The sequence below is a fragment of the Hymenobacter jejuensis genome, assembly GCF_006337165.1.
Lineage (GTDB): Bacteria > Bacteroidota > Bacteroidia > Cytophagales > Hymenobacteraceae > Hymenobacter > Hymenobacter jejuensis.
In genome coordinates this window covers 2599357-2619978 of sequence record NZ_CP040896.1, presented here as the reverse complement: position 1 = coordinate 2619978, position 20622 = coordinate 2599357, and the positions used below count along the sequence as shown (strand labels likewise).

Annotated in this window: 16 protein-coding genes; 10 read left to right on the top strand and 6 right to left on the bottom strand. The window is 58.7% G+C overall.

The window, feature by feature from the left end:
* Positions 1-17: 17 nt before the first annotated feature.
* On the bottom strand, positions 18-2516 hold the full coding sequence (locus FHG12_RS10805) for a TonB-dependent receptor plug domain-containing protein (protein ID WP_139515743.1): 2499 nt from the start codon (positions 2514-2516) through the stop codon (positions 18-20).
* Positions 2517-2728: 212 nt separating this feature from the next.
* Between FHG12_RS10805 and FHG12_RS10800 the strand changes: the two genes are divergently transcribed.
* The 4 genes from FHG12_RS10800 (at position 2729) to FHG12_RS10785 (ending at position 5810) form a co-directional block, all read left to right on the top strand.
* Positions 2729-3202: a YsnF/AvaK domain-containing protein gene (locus tag FHG12_RS10800; RefSeq protein WP_139515742.1), complete on the top strand. Its 474-nt coding sequence runs from the start codon at positions 2729-2731 to the stop codon at positions 3200-3202.
* Between the two features lie 62 nt (positions 3203-3264).
* On the top strand, positions 3265-4281 hold the full coding sequence (locus FHG12_RS10795; RefSeq protein WP_139515741.1) for a YsnF/AvaK domain-containing protein: 1017 nt from the start codon (positions 3265-3267) through the stop codon (positions 4279-4281).
* Between the two features lie 177 nt (positions 4282-4458).
* Positions 4459-4905 (top strand): META domain-containing protein, encoded by a 447-nt coding sequence (locus FHG12_RS10790; protein WP_165699373.1) that lies wholly within the window; start codon positions 4459-4461, stop codon positions 4903-4905.
* Positions 4906-5063: 158 nt separating this feature from the next.
* Positions 5064-5810: a hypothetical protein gene (locus FHG12_RS10785; protein WP_139515739.1), complete on the top strand. Its 747-nt coding sequence runs from the start codon at positions 5064-5066 to the stop codon at positions 5808-5810.
* Here the strand turns inward: FHG12_RS10785 and FHG12_RS10780 are convergent, their stop codons facing one another.
* Together FHG12_RS10780 and FHG12_RS10775 are read right to left on the bottom strand one after the other, a co-directional pair.
* Entirely contained in the window at positions 5811-6221 is a 411-nt protein-coding gene (locus tag FHG12_RS10780; protein ID WP_139515738.1) for a hypothetical protein, read from the bottom strand.
* 91 nt (positions 6222-6312) lie between these two features.
* A complete protein-coding gene (locus tag FHG12_RS10775; protein WP_139515737.1) occupies positions 6313-6729 on the bottom strand; it encodes a hypothetical protein in 417 nt (138 codons plus the stop codon).
* Between the two features lie 333 nt (positions 6730-7062).
* Between FHG12_RS10775 and FHG12_RS10770 the strand changes: the two genes are divergently transcribed.
* Positions 7063-7419 (top strand): hypothetical protein, encoded by a 357-nt coding sequence (locus FHG12_RS10770; RefSeq protein WP_139515736.1) that lies wholly within the window; start codon positions 7063-7065, stop codon positions 7417-7419.
* 98 nt (positions 7420-7517) lie between these two features.
* On the opposite strand, the gene FHG12_RS10765 is transcribed toward FHG12_RS10770, so the two are convergent.
* Together FHG12_RS10765 and FHG12_RS10760 are read right to left on the bottom strand one after the other, a co-directional pair.
* On the bottom strand, positions 7518-7952 hold the full coding sequence (locus FHG12_RS10765) for a hypothetical protein (protein WP_139515735.1): 435 nt from the start codon (positions 7950-7952) through the stop codon (positions 7518-7520).
* Between the two features lie 161 nt (positions 7953-8113).
* On the bottom strand, positions 8114-11092 hold the full coding sequence (locus tag FHG12_RS10760) for a TolB family protein (RefSeq protein WP_317129664.1): 2979 nt from the start codon (positions 11090-11092) through the stop codon (positions 8114-8116).
* A gap of 132 nt (positions 11093-11224) precedes the next feature.
* On the opposite strand from FHG12_RS10760, the gene FHG12_RS10755 reads away from it, so the two are divergent.
* The 5 genes from FHG12_RS10755 to FHG12_RS10735 all read left to right on the top strand — a co-directional run bounded on the left by FHG12_RS10755 (position 11225) and on the right by FHG12_RS10735 (position 18276).
* Positions 11225-12223: an aldo/keto reductase gene (locus tag FHG12_RS10755; protein WP_139515734.1), complete on the top strand. Its 999-nt coding sequence runs from the start codon at positions 11225-11227 to the stop codon at positions 12221-12223.
* Positions 12224-12471: 248 nt separating this feature from the next.
* Positions 12472-13137 carry a peptide-methionine (S)-S-oxide reductase MsrA gene (gene msrA / locus FHG12_RS10750; protein ID WP_139517766.1) on the top strand — a complete coding sequence of 222 codons (666 nt, stop codon included), beginning with the start codon at positions 12472-12474 and terminating at the stop codon, positions 13135-13137.
* 259 nt (positions 13138-13396) lie between these two features.
* Complete coding sequence (locus FHG12_RS10745) at positions 13397-16138, top strand: PAS domain-containing protein (RefSeq protein WP_139515733.1); 2742 nt, start codon at positions 13397-13399, stop codon at positions 16136-16138.
* A 60-nt stretch (positions 16139-16198) separates the two neighbouring features.
* Entirely contained in the window at positions 16199-17359 is a 1161-nt protein-coding gene (locus tag FHG12_RS10740) for a methionine aminotransferase (RefSeq protein ID WP_139515732.1), read from the top strand.
* Positions 17360-17466: 107 nt separating this feature from the next.
* On the top strand, positions 17467-18276 hold the full coding sequence (locus FHG12_RS10735; protein WP_139515731.1) for an amidohydrolase: 810 nt from the start codon (positions 17467-17469) through the stop codon (positions 18274-18276).
* A 22-nt stretch (positions 18277-18298) separates the two neighbouring features.
* Here FHG12_RS10735 and FHG12_RS10730 read toward each other — a convergent pair whose 3' ends face one another.
* Complete coding sequence (locus FHG12_RS10730; protein ID WP_165699372.1) at positions 18299-20548, bottom strand: T9SS type A sorting domain-containing protein; 2250 nt, start codon at positions 20546-20548, stop codon at positions 18299-18301.
* Positions 20549-20622: the final 74 nt, after the last annotated feature.

Genomic DNA, 20622 nt, shown 5'->3' with positions numbered 1-20622 from the left:
TTGCAATTGCTTAATTATCAATTACTTAATACTACTTTAAATTCACTGTGGCCGATAAGCGGCGTGCCAGTGGCGGCTATTCCTTCGACCGAAACCCGGAAGGTGCCGCCCGCATCGGAGCAGTAAAACGATACGCGTGCTTTGCCCGTGGCATCGGTAGCGACGTTGGGATTCCAGTACAAAGTGGCGCTGCGAAAATCCGAATCGCGGGGCAATTTGGCCGAGCCATCGTACTTCGGAGCGTAAAACTCGCGGGCTTGGTAGTACTTCGGAATGATGGCCGTCACGGTTTGGGCCAGCTGCGATTCCCGCGGCAGGTCGTCCGACGAGCCGCGCTTGGTCAGGACGGCAATGACACCGCCCGCGCCTCGGCTACCGAAAATGGCAGCCGAAGGGCCTTTCAGCACTTCAATGCTCTCCACTTCGGCCACGGTGAGCGAATTGATGGCATCCGCATCGACGGTAACACCATCGAGCAGATACAGCGGTTCGTTGCTGCCCATGATGGAAGTCGCGCCCCGAATTTCGGCCCGCATAAAAGGTGGCGACCCACTCACGACCACGCCTGGTACCCGACCCTGTAACATCTGAAATACGCTGAAATTCCTTGTTGCAAAGGGCAGCTGGCTCACTCTGATTGCTGCATCGGGCGTACCGTAAATGCGACGGGCATCGGGCGGTACCACTTTGCGGCCCTGCACCGTCACGTTGCCCAGCATGATGCGGCGGGTTGGGTCGGGATGATACTGCTGGTCAGCGACTTGCTGTTTGCGGCTTTGCTGGAGGTAGTCGATGGCCTGAAGGTCTGTTTCCAATGCCCGCGCTCCCAGCAAAGGTGCCGCGGCCGGCCAACGGCCGTCGAGCCGGATGACCGGGTTGCGAATGCCTTTACCCGGCTTGGTCGACACCACAATCCGGGCAGTGTCTTTGCCATCGAAGCCGCCAAAAATAAACCGGCCCGTTGGGCCGGTTTCGGTCAACAAGATGCTGGCCGTCGGCTTGGAACGAAACAGCACTACTTGGGTAGCAGGTGCAGGCTTGTTAGTCGTCCGTAGCACCTGACCGCCGATGCTCAGGCTTTGCTCCAGCGCAAAATCGTAAGGCTGGAACTGATCGGCCAGCAGCTCTTTCCAGACGAAACGGCGCCACCCCTGGGTAAGCAACAGATTATCAAGGGCTTGACTGGTTTCAAAGTTGAAGGAGGCGAAATAATAGCCCGGATCTTCAACGTAGCCTTTCAGGTCGGATGTGAGCAGCAGGTGCGTGCGGATGTCGGCCTGACCGGGGTTGGTGGCTACCAACTGGGTATTGTTTACAGCCAGCGAAAGCTGCGCTGCTACGGGCTTGCCCTGCGCATCGGCCACTTCTACGCTCAGGTCTACTTTCTCGCGGGTTGCGTAGACGGGCTTATCCGGCGTAATGGTAACACGCATATTCTGAGCGCTTTGCACAAACATCAAGCGTTCGCATTGCGCGGCTTGCTGCCCATCGAACAAGGTGAAATGCACGACGCCGTCCGGGAATTTGCTTTTGGGAATCCGTGCCACAAACCCGGCTTCGTCGTCGAGCTGCCCCCGCCCGGCGTAGACGAGCTGCCCCCGAACTTGGGCCACCAGCGCCACCTGTTCGGCCGGCACTCCGGCTCCCGACTTGCGCCGAATGGCAACGTTGATATATCCCAAGGCTTCGCCGGCGCTCAGCACAAAGCCCGTGGGGCGCACTTCCGGGAGTGAGTATTCCTGCACCGCTCCGCCGGGCCAACTGGCTTTGGCTTTGTAGCGTTTGCCGGCTTCGGGTCGGAAGGCAAAGCGGCCCATGCCCAGGCGTTTGCTCCTAAACACGGCCACTTTGGTGCCCTGCTCGTCTTCCACGAAGCCTTCCACGTCGAGGCCGTGCCCACTGCCGTCAGTAGCCTTGAAGCCCACGATGCTTTCCAGCCCGGCCACCAGATTGCCGCCCTCCGGGAAAAACTGCACATCGGGTTTCGCGACCGCGCCGGGGTTTACAGACTTGGCGTTGGTCAGGCGGCGGGTAGGCACGGCCGTTGCCCCTAGCCCCGACAGCCAGATCGGAATCTGCTTGGTGAAGAAATACTCGGGGCCCTGGTTGCGCATCCAGTTGGTGTAAGCGCGCACGGTATATAGGCCCTGCGTCAGCGTGTCGGGGAGGGCAAAGTCGCCGTGGGCGGTGCCGTTGGTGAGCCGTAACACGCGCTGCATCACCACTTTCTGGGTCGGCGACAGCAGATCGACGTAGACCACGCGGCTCAGCGTATCGGGGCGGTGCTGCGAGGCATCGACCACGTAGGCCTTAAACCAGATGGTTTCGCCAGTGGCGTAGAGCGGTTTGTCGAGGTGCAGGTAGCTCTTTTCGGGGAAGGCCCCGGTGTAGAACTTTGTCAATTGCGCCGCGATCTTCCGAAGAAAACTTTCGTCGTCGGAGGGGCGAAAAGCGGAGACCAAAGCCAGGATCAATACACTGCCTAACAGGGTAACAACCAAGCGCGAACGCGACATAAAAAACACAGCTAGTATCTTCTGATTACCTAAAACCGCAGGAAGATACTGGATTCTTCCTGCTTCCAATGACCTTGCAAACGCACGCCGTGATGCTGGCTTTTTAACGACATCTAACCCAGCTTTTGGCACCCTTTGGCAACGACTTTTGCGCCAAGCTCAACCATAACGTAATGGGGTAGCCATCGTAAAGTTTTAAGCATAAAGTCCTGATGGACAACCCGCCCGATGAACTACCCACCCGACCCCAATCAGCCCCAGCTGCGCCGCAACCGCCGCTCGAACCCCAACCGCTCACCCCGCTTGGCACCATCCCGGTGATTGAGGAGCAGGCGCGCGTCGGCAAGCAGGTGGTGGAATCGGGCACGGTGCACATTTCCAAGAGCGTAAGTTCTCAGGACCAGACCCTTAACATTCCGCTCGTCCACGAAGAGGTGAAAGTCGAGCGCGTGGTGATCAACCAATACGTGGATACGGCGCCCGCCGTGCGCTACGAAGGCACGACTATGGTCATCCCGATTTTGCGAGAGGAAGTGGTGGTGCAAAAGCGGCTCGTGCTCGTGGAAGAGTTGCATGTGACCAAGCTGCAAGTCCAGACGACGCAGACCGAACAAGTCACGCTGCGCAAGGAAGAAGTGACCGTAAATCGTGCAACGAACCCCAATCCAACAACCCCTATATCATGATAATATATTGACTATCAATTATTTACCTTTTTTTACCCACCCCTTAACCAAATCTAACAACCATGGCACACACAGTAGTAGGAATGTTCGATTCGGCTGCCGAAGCGCAGCAGGCAGCACAACAACTGCAAGCAGCTGGTTTCAGCCTCGATAATATTGATGTGGCTTCGCAGAGCGGCAATCGCTACGGTACGAATAGCACCAGCGGCAGTGGCAGCGGAGTGGGCGGCGACGCTTCGGATTACCGCAACAGCAGCGGCACGGCCGTAGAGGGTGCCGCCGACGCCGTGGGCCGCACTGCCGACCGCACTGGCAATGCGGCCAGCAATGCCCTGCGCCCCGACCGTGACCCTTCTGATTATCAGAATACTAGTGGCACCGCTACTGAAGGTGTAGCCGATGCCGCCGGCCGTACGGGCGACAGCATCAGCAACTTTTTCAGCAACTTATTTGGCGGCGACGACAACGACGACACTAAGCGCTACGCCCATGTAGCCCGTCGGGCAGGTTCCATTGTGACGGTGCACGCTGACTCGGCCGAGCGCGCGCACCAAGCAGCCAAAATTATGGACGATGCCGGTGCCGTGGACGTAGACGAACGGGCCGCGCAGTACGGGTACCAGTCGCAAGGAAACAGCCTGAACACCACCGCCCAAGCTGGCAATGCCGAAGGCGGCATGAAGGCGCAGGTCATTGAAGAAAACCTGCAAGTAGGCAAGCGCGTGGAGCAAACCGGCGGTGCCCGCCTGCGCAGCCGCATCGTGGAGCGCCCCGTGGAAGCCAACGTGCGCCTTCGTGAAGAGCACGTAACCGTGCAGCGCAACCCCGTTGACCGTCCCGCTACGGATGCCGATTTTGCCGCCTTTAAAGAAGGCGACGTGGAGATTACGGAAAGCGCCGAACGGGCAGTTGTGGGCAAAGAAGCCCGCGTAGTGGAGGAAGTTTCGCTCGGCAAAGAGGTGACGGAGCGCGAAGAAACCATCCGCGACACCGTCCGCAAAACCGAAGTAGACGTGGAAAAACTCGACGGCGGCACCACGCGTCGCACCGACGACCCCAATCAGAATTCGCGCGTGTAAGCTCCGGCTTTCAGTTAATAGATAAAGTTGAAGAGGCGGCCAGTATTTGGCCGCCTCTTTTTTTATATAATCACTTGATTATTAAATATTTATATAAAAACACCCTGTTACTACTTTGTGATGTTGCAACCTTTTTTGCCACCTATGCCTCTTGCTTTCAAACTGAAGGAATCGCGAATGAGATCGCTACTTATTTTGCTTTCGCTGTGGATAAGCTGTGGACTGGGCTTGCTGTGTTGCCAGAAAGATAAAGACGTGGCAACCGCGCCGGGCTTACTGGACCGGCGCTGGAAGGTAGAGCAGGTGGGTGATTTTCCGGTGCTTGCCTCCAGCTACTCCGAGTCGGCCAAATCCTACATCGAATTTGTGTCTAGTAACAATACGACGCGCGGCCTAGCACCTTGCAACTCCTACAATGGCACTTTTGCGCTGAAGGCCGGCAGCAACCAAATCTCGATCAGCGCACAGGCGGCTACCAAAATTGGCTGCCCCGCCAATGCACTAGAAAACAACTACTTATCGGCGCTTCCTCAGGTAACACGCTACGAGATAGAGGGCAATGTGCTGCGCCTCTACGACGATCAGCAGACAGCCCCGCGGCTGGTATTTCGGCTGGAGCCGTAGCCTAACTGGCTCCTCAACGTTTGGCATCGGCACAGTGGCAGTTCCTAGTGAAGTGCTTTCGGTTACTTTTACTTATCGGCAGGGGCGACGCGTGAGGCGTGGGGCTTCCGGCCGAACGTATTAGGATAGTAATTGGAAGTATTTTCTACGGTGTTGTGATGCGCTTTTCTGTTTTGCTGCCGCTGCTGGCGCTGCTTGTTTCGGGCTGCGGCCGGAGCTTATACACTTCGCAGGCCTTGGACGCACAGGCGCTTCACCAGCACAAAACCGTCGCCATTCTGCCCTTTGACGTGCGCATCGAAACCGTAAAAATGGCGGACCTGACTATCGGTGGCGTTGTGCCAACGCCTGAGGAAGTCGAATTGGTGGTCAACGATGCGTACGCCGGCACCGACCTCACAGCCGCCCAGATCGAGCAACGCAAGCAGGCAGCAATTGCCAGCCGCGAGCTGCGCCAGCGCCTGATTTCGTATCAGATGCAACAGGCCGTGCAGGAGCAGTTGCAGCGCCAGCGCGGGCACCACTATTCGGTCGCGTTTCAGGAGGTGCTCGAAACCAACCGCCGCTTGCAACAGGCCGGTATCACCTACGACAACCTCCCCGACCACACCATGCAGGAGCTGCAATCGGCGCTGGGCGTCGACGCCATTTTCTCGGGACAAGTCACACTCTATCAATCACTTCCCAAACCCATCGCCGCTGCCATGAGCGTGATGACCAACGTCGGGATACCGCCGAGCCACATCGCAGCCAACCTTACCATTCACGATTGCAACAACGGCAAGCTGGTCTGGAAATTTGATCAGCAGGTGGTCGGCAACCTCGGGGCCAAACCTGGTACGCTGGCCAAAGCGCTGGTACACAACTCAGCTCACGGCTTTCCTTATCAATTGACTAATAACTAGTTAGCGAACCGCGACTGCTTCCAGCACCCACCGACGCGCCTCTTCTACGAGCGCAAACTGCTGCACTTCACACCCCAGCTGCCCTTGCGCGCGGGCCATGATGTTGTGGATGGACAGCCGGCCAAACGGATCGCCCGAATACACCAGCCCAAACCGTTGGAGCGGCAGCAGGCGAAACACGGGCATATACTGCTCCTGAATCCAGTCTTGGTCGGCGGGGGTAATGGGGCCGAGCTGCCGGTGGTTCGCGATCCAGCCGTGTACGCGGTAAAGCCGTGCCAGCCGCAGCGTTTCGCTGAGCGCATGCCGCAAGGCTTCGCCTTTGGCGCTGCCCAGCCATTCGGTTTCCAATACTCCTTCCTGCTGATGAAGGTGAATGCGCAAAACATCGGAAGCGAACTGACAGATCATACGAAAAGCGGTATGACCCTACATTACAACTCGTTGGATGTAGGCTGCATGAACGCCGCCCGGGCCGCGCCGTTTTTGCGCCAACCGCAGCCTATAGGTTGTTGGGTTGTTCGTCGAGCCAGCGCTTGGCCAAGTCGAGATCTTCGAAAAGCTTGATTTCGAACTGATCGCCGATGCGCTGGTGCAGCTCCTGCATCGAGAGCTGCCCGTAGATGCCGGGCGCCAGCACTTGCGCAAAATACCGTAGCCCCGCCCCGATAATCAGCGGCGTCCAGACCTGCGCGATCCAGTCGTTGGCTTCGGTAAAGCGCCCTACCAGCTCGCGGTGGTCGTTGAGCAGCTTGGGGCAAGGCTCCTGCTGCAACATCTCGACGTAGGTCATGCCACCGGCCATGATGGTTTCCAGCGTCTGTCGCCCCGACCATTGCGCGTGCACCCAATTGTGCTCGCGGTTGCGCTCCACGCTCAAATACACATACCCGTCTGGGCGCCGAAACTCAGTTTTCATTCGATACAAGCCACGCTGTTGTGAGCGCCTCACGCGGACGAAGGTACGCCTGGGGGTTTAAACCGTAAAACGCCGTCAGAATGTTACGCCAGCCAGCCCCAACGCGCCACAAGCGCAAGTCAGGTTTGACTCATATTAGAAATGGTCATTTGCAAGTATCTGATTATCAATATATTATGAACACACAAATCTTCATCAAAATTTGCAGCGAAACCACATTCCTGCGGCCTTCTATGCTGCATTAGCCCGAACACCGGTGCTTGTTTGGCCGTAAGTAAAGAAGCTTTTGCGCGGAACCAAGTTTCGCCACTTCTCCACCCAATCCCACTCGCTATGAAAATTGCTTTTGCCCTTGTGGCCGCATTTGCCGCAGCCCTTTCAACGGCCGCGGCCCAAACATCGTCGCCTCAATCGAGCAGCACGGGATCGCCCCAAACCACCGCTCCCAACACGACTACCAAGATGAGCAAGTCGGAGTCGGCGAAGAAAACCACGACCAACACGGCTCACACCGTTCAGCAGGGCGGACAGGGACACAACTCCCATTCCTCGCCGAACAAAATCAAGATGGCGCCCACAACGCCTTCCAACCACGCCTCGGCTACTGGCTCGACCAATCAGGAAACCATGAGCAAAAACGCCGCTGGCACCAAAAACACGTCTAAGTCGAAGCCGAGCGGCCAGCACTAATCTTGCGTCTTTCGAGTAGTTAGTTATAACAAAAATGCACAACCTGCGGTCGGGCATTTTTTTTATAACTAATTGATCTACAAATACTTATATATTGATCAGATTTCTGACAAAACAGCGCTTTGCGGGGCGGCGCTGCCGGCGGTTACCCACAGAAAAGCCTCCGAGCGGCTATCAAAGGCCTCGGTTTCGCAGGTGAGCAGGTGGCTGCACCGCTGCATGACGTGGCTGACACCCATGCGATTGAGCGCATCGCTCGACCAGACCAGCGCCAGGCGTTTCAGCGGCAGCGTGGCCAGTTCCGGAATGAAACGCTGCACAATCCAGTCCTGATCGGTGGGGCGGATAGTGCGCATGAGTTTGGTGTCGCACAGCCCTGCCCGAACGTGGTGCAGATGTGCCAGGCGCAGGGCATCCAACAGGGCTTCGCGCAGCGGCTCTCCCTGGACAAAGTCAAGCCACTCCACTTCCAGCAAGGCCGTTGGTTCGTGCAGATGAATGCGCAGAAAAGGAGTGGTAGAAAGAATTGCCATGCTCAGTCAGTATCCTTCAAATGTAGGCATCTGATTCTGAGGCAGTCTAAGTATAAATCGGGAGTTTAGTGCGTATATGCCGTAATTGTTGTTGTGTCCGGCTGAGCACCAGGTGTGAGGGACCGACGGCAAGGCATTCGCCTACGGCCTGGTCGAAACGACTAAAAGCCAATGTCCAGCACCAGCGGCTGCACTTCCCAGCTGCCGGTGCGCACGTTATAGATGGTGCGGGCGCCAGCCTCGAAAGGCGTGCGCAGCCGCAGCACGTTGAACACAAAAGACAGATCCAGGCCGGTGGTGCGGGAGTAGCGCTGCACGTTGAATTGCTGGCCGTCGGTGGGCCGAATGACTTTGCTTTGGCCGGTGGCCAGATCGAAGAACCCCGCTCCTTTCAGGCGCTGGATGTAGAGCCACCGCCCGAGCGCCAGGTGCATGTCGGCAATGGGCATTCGGTACTCGAAGCTGCCGGCCCGCAGCCGATCGTAACTGACGTACCCTTCGCCGCGCGGGTAAATCGTGGCCGTGCTGAAATTGTAGCTGTTTTGCTGCTGGCGCTGGTAGCCGCCGCGCACCCGGATGCTGTGGTGCTTCAACAGGCCCGGAAAGTACATCCCGCCCGTGACGGCCCACTGCTGTGCCTGCAACCCCGTGCTGAAAGGAGTATTGCGAAACGAGGCGCTCAGCACTTGCCCCCACCGGGGGGCCACGTCGCGGTAGCTTTGCTTCAGCACGTGGTAGTAGCTCAGGGTGTAGTTGAGCGCATGCAGCGAATTGTTGCCGATCTGGTCGCGGTAGCGCAGGCGCGAATCGTAGCCCCGCACTTGCTCGCCGCTGTAGTAGGCTCCGAGCGAAAGCGTCTGCTGGTACTTGGAGCGCGTGAGTGCCAACGGCAGCCGCACGCCGGCCGTGAAGCGGTTATACGACCATTTATCATTAATAAAGCCGTCGGCGGTGGGGATGTTGGTGCGGCGCTGCCCGCCGCTGAAGCCTGCATCCAGCACCGGAAACCAGCCTTGGTAGCTGACGTCGGCGGAGTAGCCGGTGGTGCGCTCCACTTGATCGTAGCTCACCCCGGCTACCGCCTGCGTAGTACTCAGTAAGTCCTGCGACCGCACGCCCAGCGTAACTCCTTGTCCAGAAGGAGTTTGCACCAGGCCCCAGCCAAAGGCATTAAGTGCGTGCGGCAGGCGCCGGTAGCGCTCGGCGGGCAACGGCTGCGTTCCCGGAATTGAATCGGGCAACACGGCCCCGACCAGGCGGGCACCTTCGTCTTGGTTTACCAAGGGCTCGGCGTAGCCAACCGGCGCGGCGGGTTGGTTGGTGGCGGGCTGCCACTTGGCAGGTACCAGCGGCATCTCGGCCACGCGCGAGCCTTCCACCCGAAAATCCTGAAAAGCAAGTCGTTGGCCGTCGGGCGAAACGGCGGCGTGATAGGCTGCCAAGGGCCGCGAACTCACCTGAAATGCGCGGCCGGAGCTAATTTCCACAGCATACAGGTTGTCGATTCCCGACTGCGGCGAACTATACAGCACGTAGTTGCCCCATGGCTGCGGCTGGCTGAGGTTGGTGTTGGTAACGGGCAGCACGGCGCGCCGCTGGCCGGTTTCGGTGTCAACAAGCTCAATGGTTTTGCCAGCTGGTTTCAAAGTCACCACGGCTACTGTCCGCTGATCGGCGCCCCAGCGGGGCTGTTGATAAAAATCGCCCGCGGGGTTGGGCAGTACGCGCTGCGGTTGCCCGGTGCGGGCATCCAGCACCACCAGTTGGTTGTGGTAAGCTGAGTCGCTGCGCACGGCAATGAGCTTGGTGCCGTCGGGAGAAAGGGCAGCGGCCGTGTAGCGACTCTTGGTGGTCAGGCGCGTCAGGTGGCCCGTAGTCAAATCCAGCACCCGTAGCTCCGAATATATTTTCTGGCTCCAGCGCGTGTGCAACCCGTATTCGGGCCAGCACACTTTGTCGCCGCCCACCGACAGCATACCCGGATCATTGACCAAGCCCTGCACAAATGCCCGTCGCTCCTGCCCGTCTCGGCTCAGCAGCACCAACTGCGAGATATCGCCGAGGCCGGTCTTGACGGCCAGCACTGTGCTATCGTTCACATACTGAGGATATTGGTATTCGGTGAAAATCTTCGGGTTGGCGGCTACCCGAAAAGCTGTGGCTGGCGTGAGCGTCAGGTGCTGTTGCTGCTGGTGCCACGTCGAGTCGAGGTCGTTGAGCGTGCGTTGGTAGAGCTTTTCGACCGTAAGGCCGGTTCCTTGCTTTAGGCCGTTGGAAAACGAAAACGGATATACCGGGAAGTTATAGTAGCGGTTCAGCACGCCGCTCCACACGTTGGGGTCGGTGTGGCGCTTGGCGTAAGTCGTTAAGAAATAACCCAATACATAATGATTGGGCACATTGTCGCGGTAGGAGCCGGCCACGGCTTTGGAGTAGCTGAAGCGCCGCCCGGCCAGCAGGTTGGCCCGCATGCCAAGGTCGAAGTTGGGGATGCGCCCGCGGCCGTTGCGCGTGAGCACGGTTTCGGTGCCCACGGCGTCGCCTTCGAAAAACCAGTCGGGCACGCCCAGCGTCATCAGGCTCAGGCCACCGTAGCCCGCCACGCCGTACGCCAGCTTTGAGAGGCCTTGCAACGCCTTCTCGTACTGCACGATATGTCGAAACTCGTGCACCGACAGCAAATCGAGCCAATCGAGGGTGCCGGCCAGCGACGGATCTTGTGGCGGCGTGGTGTAGAACTCCGTGCGGCGTGGCGTGAGCGTCGCGAAGCCGTTGCTGTTGGTCGTTTGGTTTTGCAGCACCACCGACAGGCGGCGCGGCGGCCGCTCCAGCGAGGCGCTCACCGGCAGATACACCTGCTCCAGACGGCGGGCCGTGCGCTGGGCCGCCTGCTCGAACCCTTGCGGATACAGCACCTGAAAATGCGCCGTGCGCAAGCGATACCAATGCAGGTTGCCCGGCGCCTGGTTGAGCAACGGCAACGTGGGTTGTGCCATCGCCGGCACAACGCCTACACAGGCCAATAAACTTATTAACAGAGCTTTACGCATCGAGAGCAGAATAAACGGCAGGTTTGGGTTGGCTAAGTAATCCAAGCGCGGCCCCGAAAACAAGGTGGCGCGGCAGTTATCCAGGCTCAACCGTACAAACCTACGGGGCCTTTTTGGGGTATTCACAGAATGTAACAAGACCGAGGCCAGCCGGAGAAGGGCAACTGCTCGTTCACGGCTGGATAGCATGCTTTCGCAAATACTTACAAATCAAACACTTACATGGAATATCAAAAACTAGGCACCACCGACGTACAGGTGTCGCGGATTGCATTTGGCAGCTGGGCAGCGGGTGGCTGGATGTGGGGCGGCACCGAACAGAACGACGCCGTAGGCGCCATTCGGGCCTCTTACGACCTGGGCATCACCTCCATCGACACAGCGCCTATTTACGGGCAAGGACTGAGTGAGGAAATTGTGGGCGAAGCCATCAAAGGGTTGCCGCGCGACAAAGTGCAGATTCTCACCAAGTTCGGCATGCGCTGGGATGAGAAAAAGGGCGACTTTGGCTTCAAAAGCAAAGACAACAACGGCCACGACCTCGACGTGTACAAATACGGCGGCCGCGACAGCATCATCAAGGAGTGCGAAGACAGCCTGCGCCGCCTCGGCACCGACTACATCGACCTCTACCAGCAGCACTGGCCCGACGTGACCACGCCCATCGCCGAAACCATGGAGGCCGTGTCGCGGCTGATTGAGCAAGGCAAAGTACGCGCCGCGGGGGTTTCCAACTATTCCGTCGCGCAAATGGAAGAAGCCGAAAAAACGCTCACGCTGGCTTCTAACCAAGTGCCGTACAGCATGTTGCGCCGTAACATCGAGCAAGATGTAGTGCCGTATTGCTTGGCCCACTACAAGAGCATTCTGGCCTACAGCCCCTTGCAGCTGGGCTTGCTTACGGGCAAAATCAAGCCGGGACAGCATTTTGGCGAAGGCGATTTGCGCAACACGCACCCGCTCTACACCGACGAAAACATCAACCGCACCAACGCCTTTCTCAACAAGATCCGCCCGCTGGCCGAAAGCAAAAACGCCACTCTGGCGCAGCTCGTCATTGCCTGGACGCTGAAGCAGCCCGGCATCACGGTGGCGCTAGTCGGGGCCCGCAACCCGGAACAAGCCACCCAAAACGCCAAAGCCGCCGACGTAAATCTCTCCCCAGAAGAGACGCATTTTATCTCTCAGAACCTCAACGAGTTGCATACAGTCGCGGCTTAGCGCATCGTCCGTAATGAATTTTAAGCACAAGCTCGGCTGCATGCAGCCGAGCCTGTGCTTTTTATAACATTTTTATTATCAATATCTTATACAAAAACGCGCACTGCTATTTCGTTGAATCTTGTACCGTCCGATTCTGAGAAGGCCACCAATCGGCCACCTCACCTGTTAGGGTGTGCGTGAGCAGTTTGGGCGCGGCCTTATATCGGCTGCTCCGAGCGTGCTTTTACTTCGTATATCTCGCCATGATGATCAAGTTGAAACTCTATTGGGTGGGCCTGTTGCTGCTAGCAGTGGCCTGCTCGCAAAGTCATTCTGAAAAGCAGACGGCCATGCGTTCCACGGCGGGCAAGGCGCCCACCAACCTGACAGGCTTGGCGGTGGCCACGTTTGCCGGGGGCTGTTTTTGGTGCACGGAAGAGATCTTTGAGGAGATTCGGGGCGTGCGCGAAGTGGTCTCGGGCTACGCCGGCGGTAAGGAACAGAACCCAACCTACGAGCAAGTGGGCAGCGGCCAAACCGGCCACGCCGAATCGATTCAGGTGTATTACGACCCGAAAGAAATCACCTACCAGCAGCTGCTCGATGTATTTTTCCTGGCTGGCCACGACCCCACTACGCTCAACCGCCAAGGTCCCGATGCCGGCACGCAGTACCGCTCCATTGCCTTCTACCGCACGCCCCAAGAAAAGCAGCAAATCGAGGCCACCATTCAGAAAGTGAACGCCTCAAAGCACTACTCCGACCCCATCGTAACGCAGGTGCTGCCCTTCACCGAGTTTTGGCCCGCCGAAGACTACCACCAAGGCTATTTCCGCCTGAACCCCGACAACCCTTATGTGCAAAGTGTTTCGACGCCCAAGATTCTGAAGTTTCGCGCGGCTTATCCGCAACTGCTGAAGAACCCTTTGTAGTAATTTGGTAGTCAATACTACGCAAAAGCCTCCCCGTAAGCACGGGCAGGTTTATTTTACAAATACTTGGCTATCAGTATTTTACATTAAGCATCATTCAAAGCACAGGGGGTACTTAAACGGCTTTGCGTAGCCAGCGTTGGCGTGCAACTTTTGCGCAGGAGGTGCCGCAAACGCCGCTCTGGGCGGCTATCTTTGCTTGGGTGCGCAGAGCCGTTATGCACCGCGGCCGGGCTTCCCAAGGTTAGCGTTCCATTCTATGCAGCATCCCACCCCCGCCGAGCCCGTCGATTTTCAGCTCTTGTTTGATGCGCTGCCTGTCCCTTACCTGGCGCTCGACCTAGAGTTCGTACTCGTGGCGGTCAACGAGATGATGTGCCGGGCCGTGGATCAGCCGCGGGAAGCGTTGCTGGGCCGGCATTTTCACGAGGTGTTTCCCACCAATCCGCTCTCCGACCCGGACGCCGTGCTGCAACAATGGGAGCTTACCCTCGAGGAAGTACGCGCGCGCTTGCGCCCCGTCACGATGCCCGTGCAGCGCTATAACTTGCCACGGACCAACGGCCGGACGGAGGTGCGCTACTGGCAAACCACGGTGCGCCCTGTGCTCGGTGCCGATCGGGCGTTGCGCTACTTGCTGTGCCGGGCCGAGGACGTGACCGCCCGCCTGCGCATGGAACAGGAAGGGGCCTTCAGCAAAGAAAGCTACGAGCTGCTGACCCGCGCCACCCACGACACGGTGTGGGATGTGGACCTGCGCCGCGGCAGCATCTGGCGCAACGAGCTGTTTACCGAGCGCTTTGGCTATCCGTTGGGGCCCGAACAAGCGACCATAGAGTTCTGGCGCAGCTGTGTACACCCTGACGATCTTGCGCAGCTCGAAGCCCGGATGAACGAAGCTTTGACCGGAAAAGATGACCTGCTGAACGTGGAGTATCGTCTGCGAAAAGCCGACGGCACCTGGGCGTATGTGGCTGACCGGGCGTTTATAGTGCGGGATGCCGAAGGCGCGGCCATCCGGCTGGTGGGCGCCATGCAGGACATTACCGACCAGCGCCAGGCCGAGCGCGAACTGGAGCAGAGCGCGGCCCGCTTCCGGGTGCTGACGGAAGCGCAGCAGCACATGGTCTGGACGACCACCGCCGAAGGTGAACTCGACTACATCAACCCGTACTGGGAGCAATATATGGGCGTGTCGCTGGCGGAGGCCCGCAACTGGGGCTGGGGTGCCCACGCGCACCCCGACGACATTGAGTACGCACGCCAAGAGCGCGAACGGACTTTGCGCACAGGTGAGCTATTCGAAGTCGAGTTGCGGCTGCGCAATACGACTTCGGCTGACTACCGCTGGTTTCTGGCCCGTGCCTCACCCGTCCGGGACGCCAACGGGCGCATCACGCAGTGGGTTGGGACGGCCACTGACATCCACGACCGGCGGGAGGCGCTGGCGCTTTTGCAGAAAAAAGACCAGCAACTGCAACGCATCATCGACACGATGCCGGCCTACATCGCCCTCATGACGGGCCCCGGCCACGTGCTGAGCTTTATCAACGACAATCTGAATAAGCTGCTGGGTGGTCACGGCCGGCGGGGCTTGCCCGTTACGCAGGTAGTGCCCGATATAGCCCAAAGCGGATTATTACAAATACTTGATAATCTGATAGTTACCAAGGAGACTTTTTCGGTCTTGGAAGCTCCCTTCACCATTCTGAACCCCGACACACAGGAGCCGGAGCTGCACTATTACGATTTTACGTACCAGCCGCTGCTCGACGAAGAAAGCCAGTCGCAGGCCGTGCTGATGTTTGCCGTGGAAGCCACCGAACGCGTGCTGGCCCGCCGCGAGGCCGAGCACCTAGGCGCGGAAATCAGCCGCCGCGACGAGCGGCTGCGGCGCATGATGGAGGCGCTGCCCAACATAAGCTACATCAACGAAGCGTCGGGAGTGGGCCATTACGTGAGCCCGCAGTGGTACGCCTACACCGGCCTGCCCGGTACGGCGGGCATCGACGAGCAGTGGCGCTTGGTCATTCACCCCGACGACCTGGCCCGAACGGAGGAAGAATATGTCAAGGCCCGCAAAGAAAAGCGGGGCTGGAGCTTCGAAATACGTTTCCGCCGTTACGATGGCGAGTACCGCTGGTTTCTGAATCAAACGATGCCTGAGCTGGATGTGCGGGGAAATATCGTGCGCTGGTTTGGCACCAACACCGACATCACGGAATTGCGCCAGCTTCAGCAGCGCCTCGAGCAGCAGAACCAAGAACTGACGCGCACCAATCAGGACCTCGACAACTTCGTGTACACCGCCTCCCACGACCTCAAGCAGCCCATCAACAACATGGCCGGCATCTTCCACGAACTCGTCGGGAGCGCCCACTTCAGCGACCCCGACGCCGGGAAACTCATTTCGATGTTTGAGCGGGCTTTGCAGCAGATTTTCGACACCATTCACAACCTCTCCGACCTAGTGCAGGTGCAGAAGCTGCGGCAGGAAATTCTGGCCGAACCCATCCCGCTGGCCGGCCTCACCTACGAAGTGCTCGACAGCATTCGCGATCAGACATCTGCCATCGGGGCCATCATCGAGCTGGACGTGGCCCAGGTGCCGGTGCTCGAATTTGTGCGCCCCAACCTGCGCAGCATCCTCTACAACCTGCTCAGCAATGCCGTGAAGTATTCCGCCACCGACCGCACGCCGCGCATCACCATTCAGAGCCTGTGGCAAGAAGACCACGCGGTGCTGGTAGTGCAAGACAACGGCCTGGGCATCGACCTGGAACGCTACGGAAGCCAACTGTTTCAGATGTTCCGGCGCTTTCATGTGCACGTCGAAGGCAGCGGCATGGGTTTGTACTTGGTCAACCGCATTGTGCAAAGCCACGGCGGCCGGCTCGAGGTACACAGCAAGGTAGGCGAAGGCACCGCGTTTCGGGTGCACTTTGCCGCCGCCGGAGCCGCCCTTGCCGCGCCCCGCGAGCCTATTCTGCACTCTTTATAACCTATTGATATATAATATATTACAAATAAAAGCCATCACACCCGCATTTAGCTTCTGAACATGGTTTTGCCTTCTCTTGCTTCCAAACTGCCCGACGTGGGCACTAGCATTTTTTCGGTGATGTCGCAATTGGCGACCGAATGCGGCGCGATCAATCTGGCGCAAGGTTTTCCGGATTATGATCCGCCTCAGGTGCTCACCGACGCGCTGGCCCGCCATGCCCAAACGCCCGGCCACCACCAGTACGCCCCCATGCCGGGTCTGCCGCGGTTGCGCGCCCTGATCAGCGAGAAAACCGCCCTTACCTACGGCGTGTCGGCCCCTAACCCCGATACCGAAATCACCGTTACCAGCGGCGCCACCGAAGCCCTGTATGCCGTGCTGGCCGCCGTAGTGCGCCCCGGCGATGAAGTCATTGTGCTCGAACCGGCTTACGACCTCTACGGGCCCGCTATTAGGCTGCAAGGTGGTGTGCCGGTGTACGTGCCACTCGCGCTCCCCGATTTTCTCCCCGACTGGGAGCGGGTGGCCGCCGCCATTAGCCCACGCACCCGCCTAATCATGGTGAACTCGCCTCACAACCCCAGCGGCGCCGTGCTCACCGACGACGACCTGAATGCGCTGGCGGACCTGCTCGCCCCAACCGAGGCCTTCGTGCTCAGCGACGAAGTGTACGAACACATGGTGTTTGATGGGCAGCAGCACCGCAGCGTATTGCAGCACCCCGAGCTGGCCGCGCGGGGCTTTGTGCTGTCGTCGTTTGGCAAAACCTACCATGCAACGGGCTGGAAAGTAGGCTATTGCATTGCACCGCCACTGCTCACAGCCGAGGTGCGGCGGGTGCATCAATTCCTGACGTTTGCCGTGAGCACGCCTACGCAGCACGCCCTTGCCGATGTGCTCGCCAACGCCGACCATTACCAGTCGCTACCCGGTTTCTATCAGCAAAAGCGGGACTTATTCGGCGAGTTGATGCGTGCCACCCGGTTTGAGTTGCTGCCTTCGCCGGGATCATATTTCCAATTGGCTCGTTATCAAGCTATTGCACCCAACGAAGACGACGTTACCTTTGCACGCCGTCTGACGCAGGAAGCCGGCGTGGCGGTGGTGCCCATGTCAGCCTTTTACCACGACGGCACCGACCACGGGCTGGTGCGCTTTTGCTTCGCCAAAAAAGACGAAACCCTGCGCGCCGCCGCCGAACGGCTGCGCAACCTTTAGAAGCGGCAGCAGCCCGAGCCAGCAAAATAGCTGGCCGCCCATAGCCGAACTTGACGTTATTTTTCGCTAATATTCAGCAATCCGTCCACTTATTAGTTTCCCTTCCCTTGTCTGATCTTACTGTTTCCTTCGTGCAATTGGCCTTGCAGTGGCATGACCCGGAAGCCAACCGGACCGAGTTAGGCCGCCGCATCAGCGGTATTTCCGTGCCCACCGACCTGATCGTACTACCGGAAATGTTTACGACGGGCTTTACCATGGAAGCGCCCGCCGTGGCCGAAACCATGGATGGCCCCACCATCGCCTGGATGCGCCAATGGGCCGCCGAACGCGACGCCGTGGTCACGGGTAGCATCGTGGTGCGCGAAGGCGATTTTTACTACAACCGCCTGCTGTGGGTGCGCCCCGATGGCACACTCAGCTACTACAACAAGCGCCATTTGTTTCGGATGGGCGGCGAAACTGCCGTGTACACGCCGGGTTCGGAACGCCTGATTGAAGAATGGCGGGGCTGGCGCATCTGCCCCCTGGTGTGCTACGATTTGCGTTTTCCGGTGTGGAGCCGCAATCCGGCCCAGGAGCCCTACGATCTGCTGATTTACGTGGCCAATTGGCCCGCTGCCCGCCGCACCGCCTGGATGACGCTGCTGCGGGCTCGCGCCATCGAAAACCTGGCGTATACGGTCGGCGTCAATTGCGTAGGCGTTGATGGCAACAGCTTGGTGTACACCGGCGATTCGGCCCTCATCGACATGCGTGGCGAATACCTCGTGGAAGTTGGCAACCAAGAAACCTGCATCACGCGCACCCTGCGCCGCACCGATCTGGATTCTTTCCGCGAGCGCTTCGCCGCCTTTCTCGACGCCGACGCCTTCGAGCTGCACGACTTGGCGCTACAGCCTAAGCCGCGGAGCTAAAGGCGTTTACAAGAAACATAACTCATTGCACCACAACGCGTTGTACCACCGGCACGCCGTTAGCTGATTCGACACGGAGCAAGTATACGCCGGCCGCCAAACCCATTAGGTCCACTGTGTGCGTGCGCGCCAGCGCCGGCACTAAGCGAACGGTGCGGCCCGTAACAGCGAGTAGCGTCAGGCGGGTAGGCTGGGCCGTTTCGGCGGTAAAAGACGTGCTCGCGGGGTTCGGATAAATGCGCAACGCCAGTGCCAGCGCGGCGGCCGTTGGGGAACTCAGCACTCGCCCGCGGATGCTGAAGGCCGAAATTCCGCCGCTTTCCAGCCCCACAAACAGCTCCGGTGCCCGGTCACTATTCAGGTCGGCAACTACTGGCACCAAGCGGTTTTTGAAGCCCTGACCCAAACGAGCGGCTTGGTATTGATCGGTTAAGGCATTGTAAAACAAATCGGTACGGGCTACAAAGGGTGCCGCTTGCGCCCGGTAGTTGGCGTACAGCTTTACCTGCCCTTCACCGTCGGCAATCAGCAAGTCGGGGGTGCCGTCGCCGTCGAAATCAGCTACTGCCGGGGCCAGATTGTACGGCTGCGTGCCTGTCGTCGACCGGATTTTGCCGTAGTCGGCATCCGCCAGCACAAAGGCTTGGCCGAGCGAGCCGGTGCCCGTGTTGCGGTAATAACGCAGCCCCGAATTGGTAACGTCTACTGCATTGGTTCCCAGCAACATGTCCGGTTTCCCGTCACCGTTTACGTCGGTGAAGCAGGGCGAATCGTTGGGCGTGGCGGTAGTAATCGTGGTGAAATATTCGGGTGCAGCGGCATCGAATACCGCTGCTTGGCCCGCCGCCGCTTTGTTGAGCAGGTAGCCAATTTGGTTAGAAGTCGCGCCCAGTCGCAGTCCTGAAAAGACCAGATCGAGCGCTCCGTCGCCGTTCAAATCAACTAATACGGGTTTCAAGGTTGCATATTTTCTTGCCACAAACCCCAGGTAGTCAGTTGATTGACGCTGAAACACAGGCGAGGTTGCCGTGCCCGTGTTCCGGTAAAACGCAAGCGAAGCCCGGTAAAACCCACCGGCGTTGGTGCGGTTGGTGCTGCCCACCAGCATGTCTTTCAGGCCATCGCTGTCAAGGTCGCCGAAGGTGGGAACTGCGCCCTCGCTGAAATCCAGCATGTCGCGCTGCAAAAAATCGGGCTGGCGGTAGACGAAGTTGGGCACGTTGCTCGCGCTCGTGTTTTCGTACAGCCACACCGATTGTGCTGTGCTGACGGTATCGGTATTGTCGACCAAATTAGGCGCCACCAACAGATCGGGGCGGCCATCAAACGTCACGTCCAGCGAATACGCCGCCGGAAAATTGGGCACGCGCGCCGGGGTAGTGTTTGAGGGAAAACTGGTGTTTAGGCTACTGCTGCTCATGGCGGCCAGCGTGCGGGTGCCCTGGTTGGTCAGGCTCACAAGTTCGGCGCAGTTGTCGCGGCCGGTCAGAATATCTTGGTCGCCGTCGCCGTCGAGGTCCAAGGTGAGCAGGTTGTGGCCGCCCGTATGCTGGGGCTTGGCGGCCAGCTTGCAGGCACCGTTGAAAGAAAACGACGTGCACGACGTAAAGCAATTTGAAATATTGCCCCAATACGTGCTTTCCTGCGCAAATTGCAGTCCTCCGCAAGTACTTGCTGGTGAAGCATTTAGGTACAGCTCCACATACACGCTGTTGACGAAGTCGAAGGTCAGAATATCGAGCTTGCCGTCGCCGTTGATGTCCTGCACCGCGGGCATGTTGTAGCCGCCCGTGTTGATGTTGCCTTGGTTGACCGAGTTGTTATAAAACAGGAGTTGATCGGAAACCAACTGAAATGTAGGTGCGCCGCCGGTTCCGGCTACGTTCCGAAACACCCGAATGTCGCCGCCGTTGGCGAAGGTGAAGATATCGGGGCGGTTGTCGCAATCGTAGTCGCGCAGCAGCACCCACCCGCGCAGGTCGGCCGGAAACAAGCCGGCGTATTGGGGGGCGTACTGCCAAGTGCGCGCGCCGGTGGCATCGGCCACACTCAGAAACGTAAGCGAACGGTTGGTCGCACGGTCGAAGGCGTAGAGATCGGGCTGGGCATCGCCGTTCAGGTCGATGCTGGAAAACTGCGGCGAGTTGAGGCCGCCGGCCCAGGGGTTGCGCAGCGTCTCGGTGCCGTGCACTACTTTTGCCAGCTGCGGTTGCGGCTCAAAGCCAAACGCTGGTACCGACTGCGCGGCGGCCATGCCAGGCAGCATCGCCATAAATAATTGAAATACAAATAGTTGGCACCGCAGCATTGACAACAGGATTATTCTTCGTAACAACAACTAAAGCC

What these genes read in the sequence shown, in the direction of transcription:
- FHG12_RS10805 (WP_139515743.1), bottom strand. Translation starts at nt 2,516, where the DNA reads ATGTCGCGTTCGCGCTTGGTTGTTACCCTGTTAGGCAGTGTATTGATC.
- FHG12_RS10800 (WP_139515742.1), top strand. Translation starts at nt 2,729, where the DNA reads ATGGACAACCCGCCCGATGAACTACCCACCCGACCCCAATCAGCCCCA.
- FHG12_RS10795 (WP_139515741.1), top strand. Translation starts at nt 3,265, where the DNA reads ATGGCACACACAGTAGTAGGAATGTTCGATTCGGCTGCCGAAGCGCAG.
- FHG12_RS10790 (WP_165699373.1), top strand. Translation starts at nt 4,459, where the DNA reads ATGAGATCGCTACTTATTTTGCTTTCGCTGTGGATAAGCTGTGGACTG.
- FHG12_RS10785 (WP_139515739.1), top strand. Translation starts at nt 5,064, where the DNA reads ATGCGCTTTTCTGTTTTGCTGCCGCTGCTGGCGCTGCTTGTTTCGGGC.
- FHG12_RS10780 (WP_139515738.1), bottom strand. Translation starts at nt 6,221, where the DNA reads ATGATCTGTCAGTTCGCTTCCGATGTTTTGCGCATTCACCTTCATCAG.
- FHG12_RS10775 (WP_139515737.1), bottom strand. Translation starts at nt 6,729, where the DNA reads ATGAAAACTGAGTTTCGGCGCCCAGACGGGTATGTGTATTTGAGCGTG.
- FHG12_RS10770 (WP_139515736.1), top strand. Translation starts at nt 7,063, where the DNA reads ATGAAAATTGCTTTTGCCCTTGTGGCCGCATTTGCCGCAGCCCTTTCA.
- FHG12_RS10765 (WP_139515735.1), bottom strand. Translation starts at nt 7,952, where the DNA reads ATGGCAATTCTTTCTACCACTCCTTTTCTGCGCATTCATCTGCACGAA.
- FHG12_RS10755 (WP_139515734.1), top strand. Translation starts at nt 11,225, where the DNA reads ATGGAATATCAAAAACTAGGCACCACCGACGTACAGGTGTCGCGGATT.
- msrA (WP_139517766.1), top strand. Translation starts at nt 12,472, where the DNA reads ATGATCAAGTTGAAACTCTATTGGGTGGGCCTGTTGCTGCTAGCAGTG.
- FHG12_RS10745 (WP_139515733.1), top strand. Translation starts at nt 13,397, where the DNA reads ATGCAGCATCCCACCCCCGCCGAGCCCGTCGATTTTCAGCTCTTGTTT.
- FHG12_RS10740 (WP_139515732.1), top strand. Translation starts at nt 16,199, where the DNA reads ATGGTTTTGCCTTCTCTTGCTTCCAAACTGCCCGACGTGGGCACTAGC.
- FHG12_RS10730 (WP_165699372.1), bottom strand. Translation starts at nt 20,548, where the DNA reads ATGGCGATGCTGCCTGGCATGGCCGCCGCGCAGTCGGTACCAGCGTTT.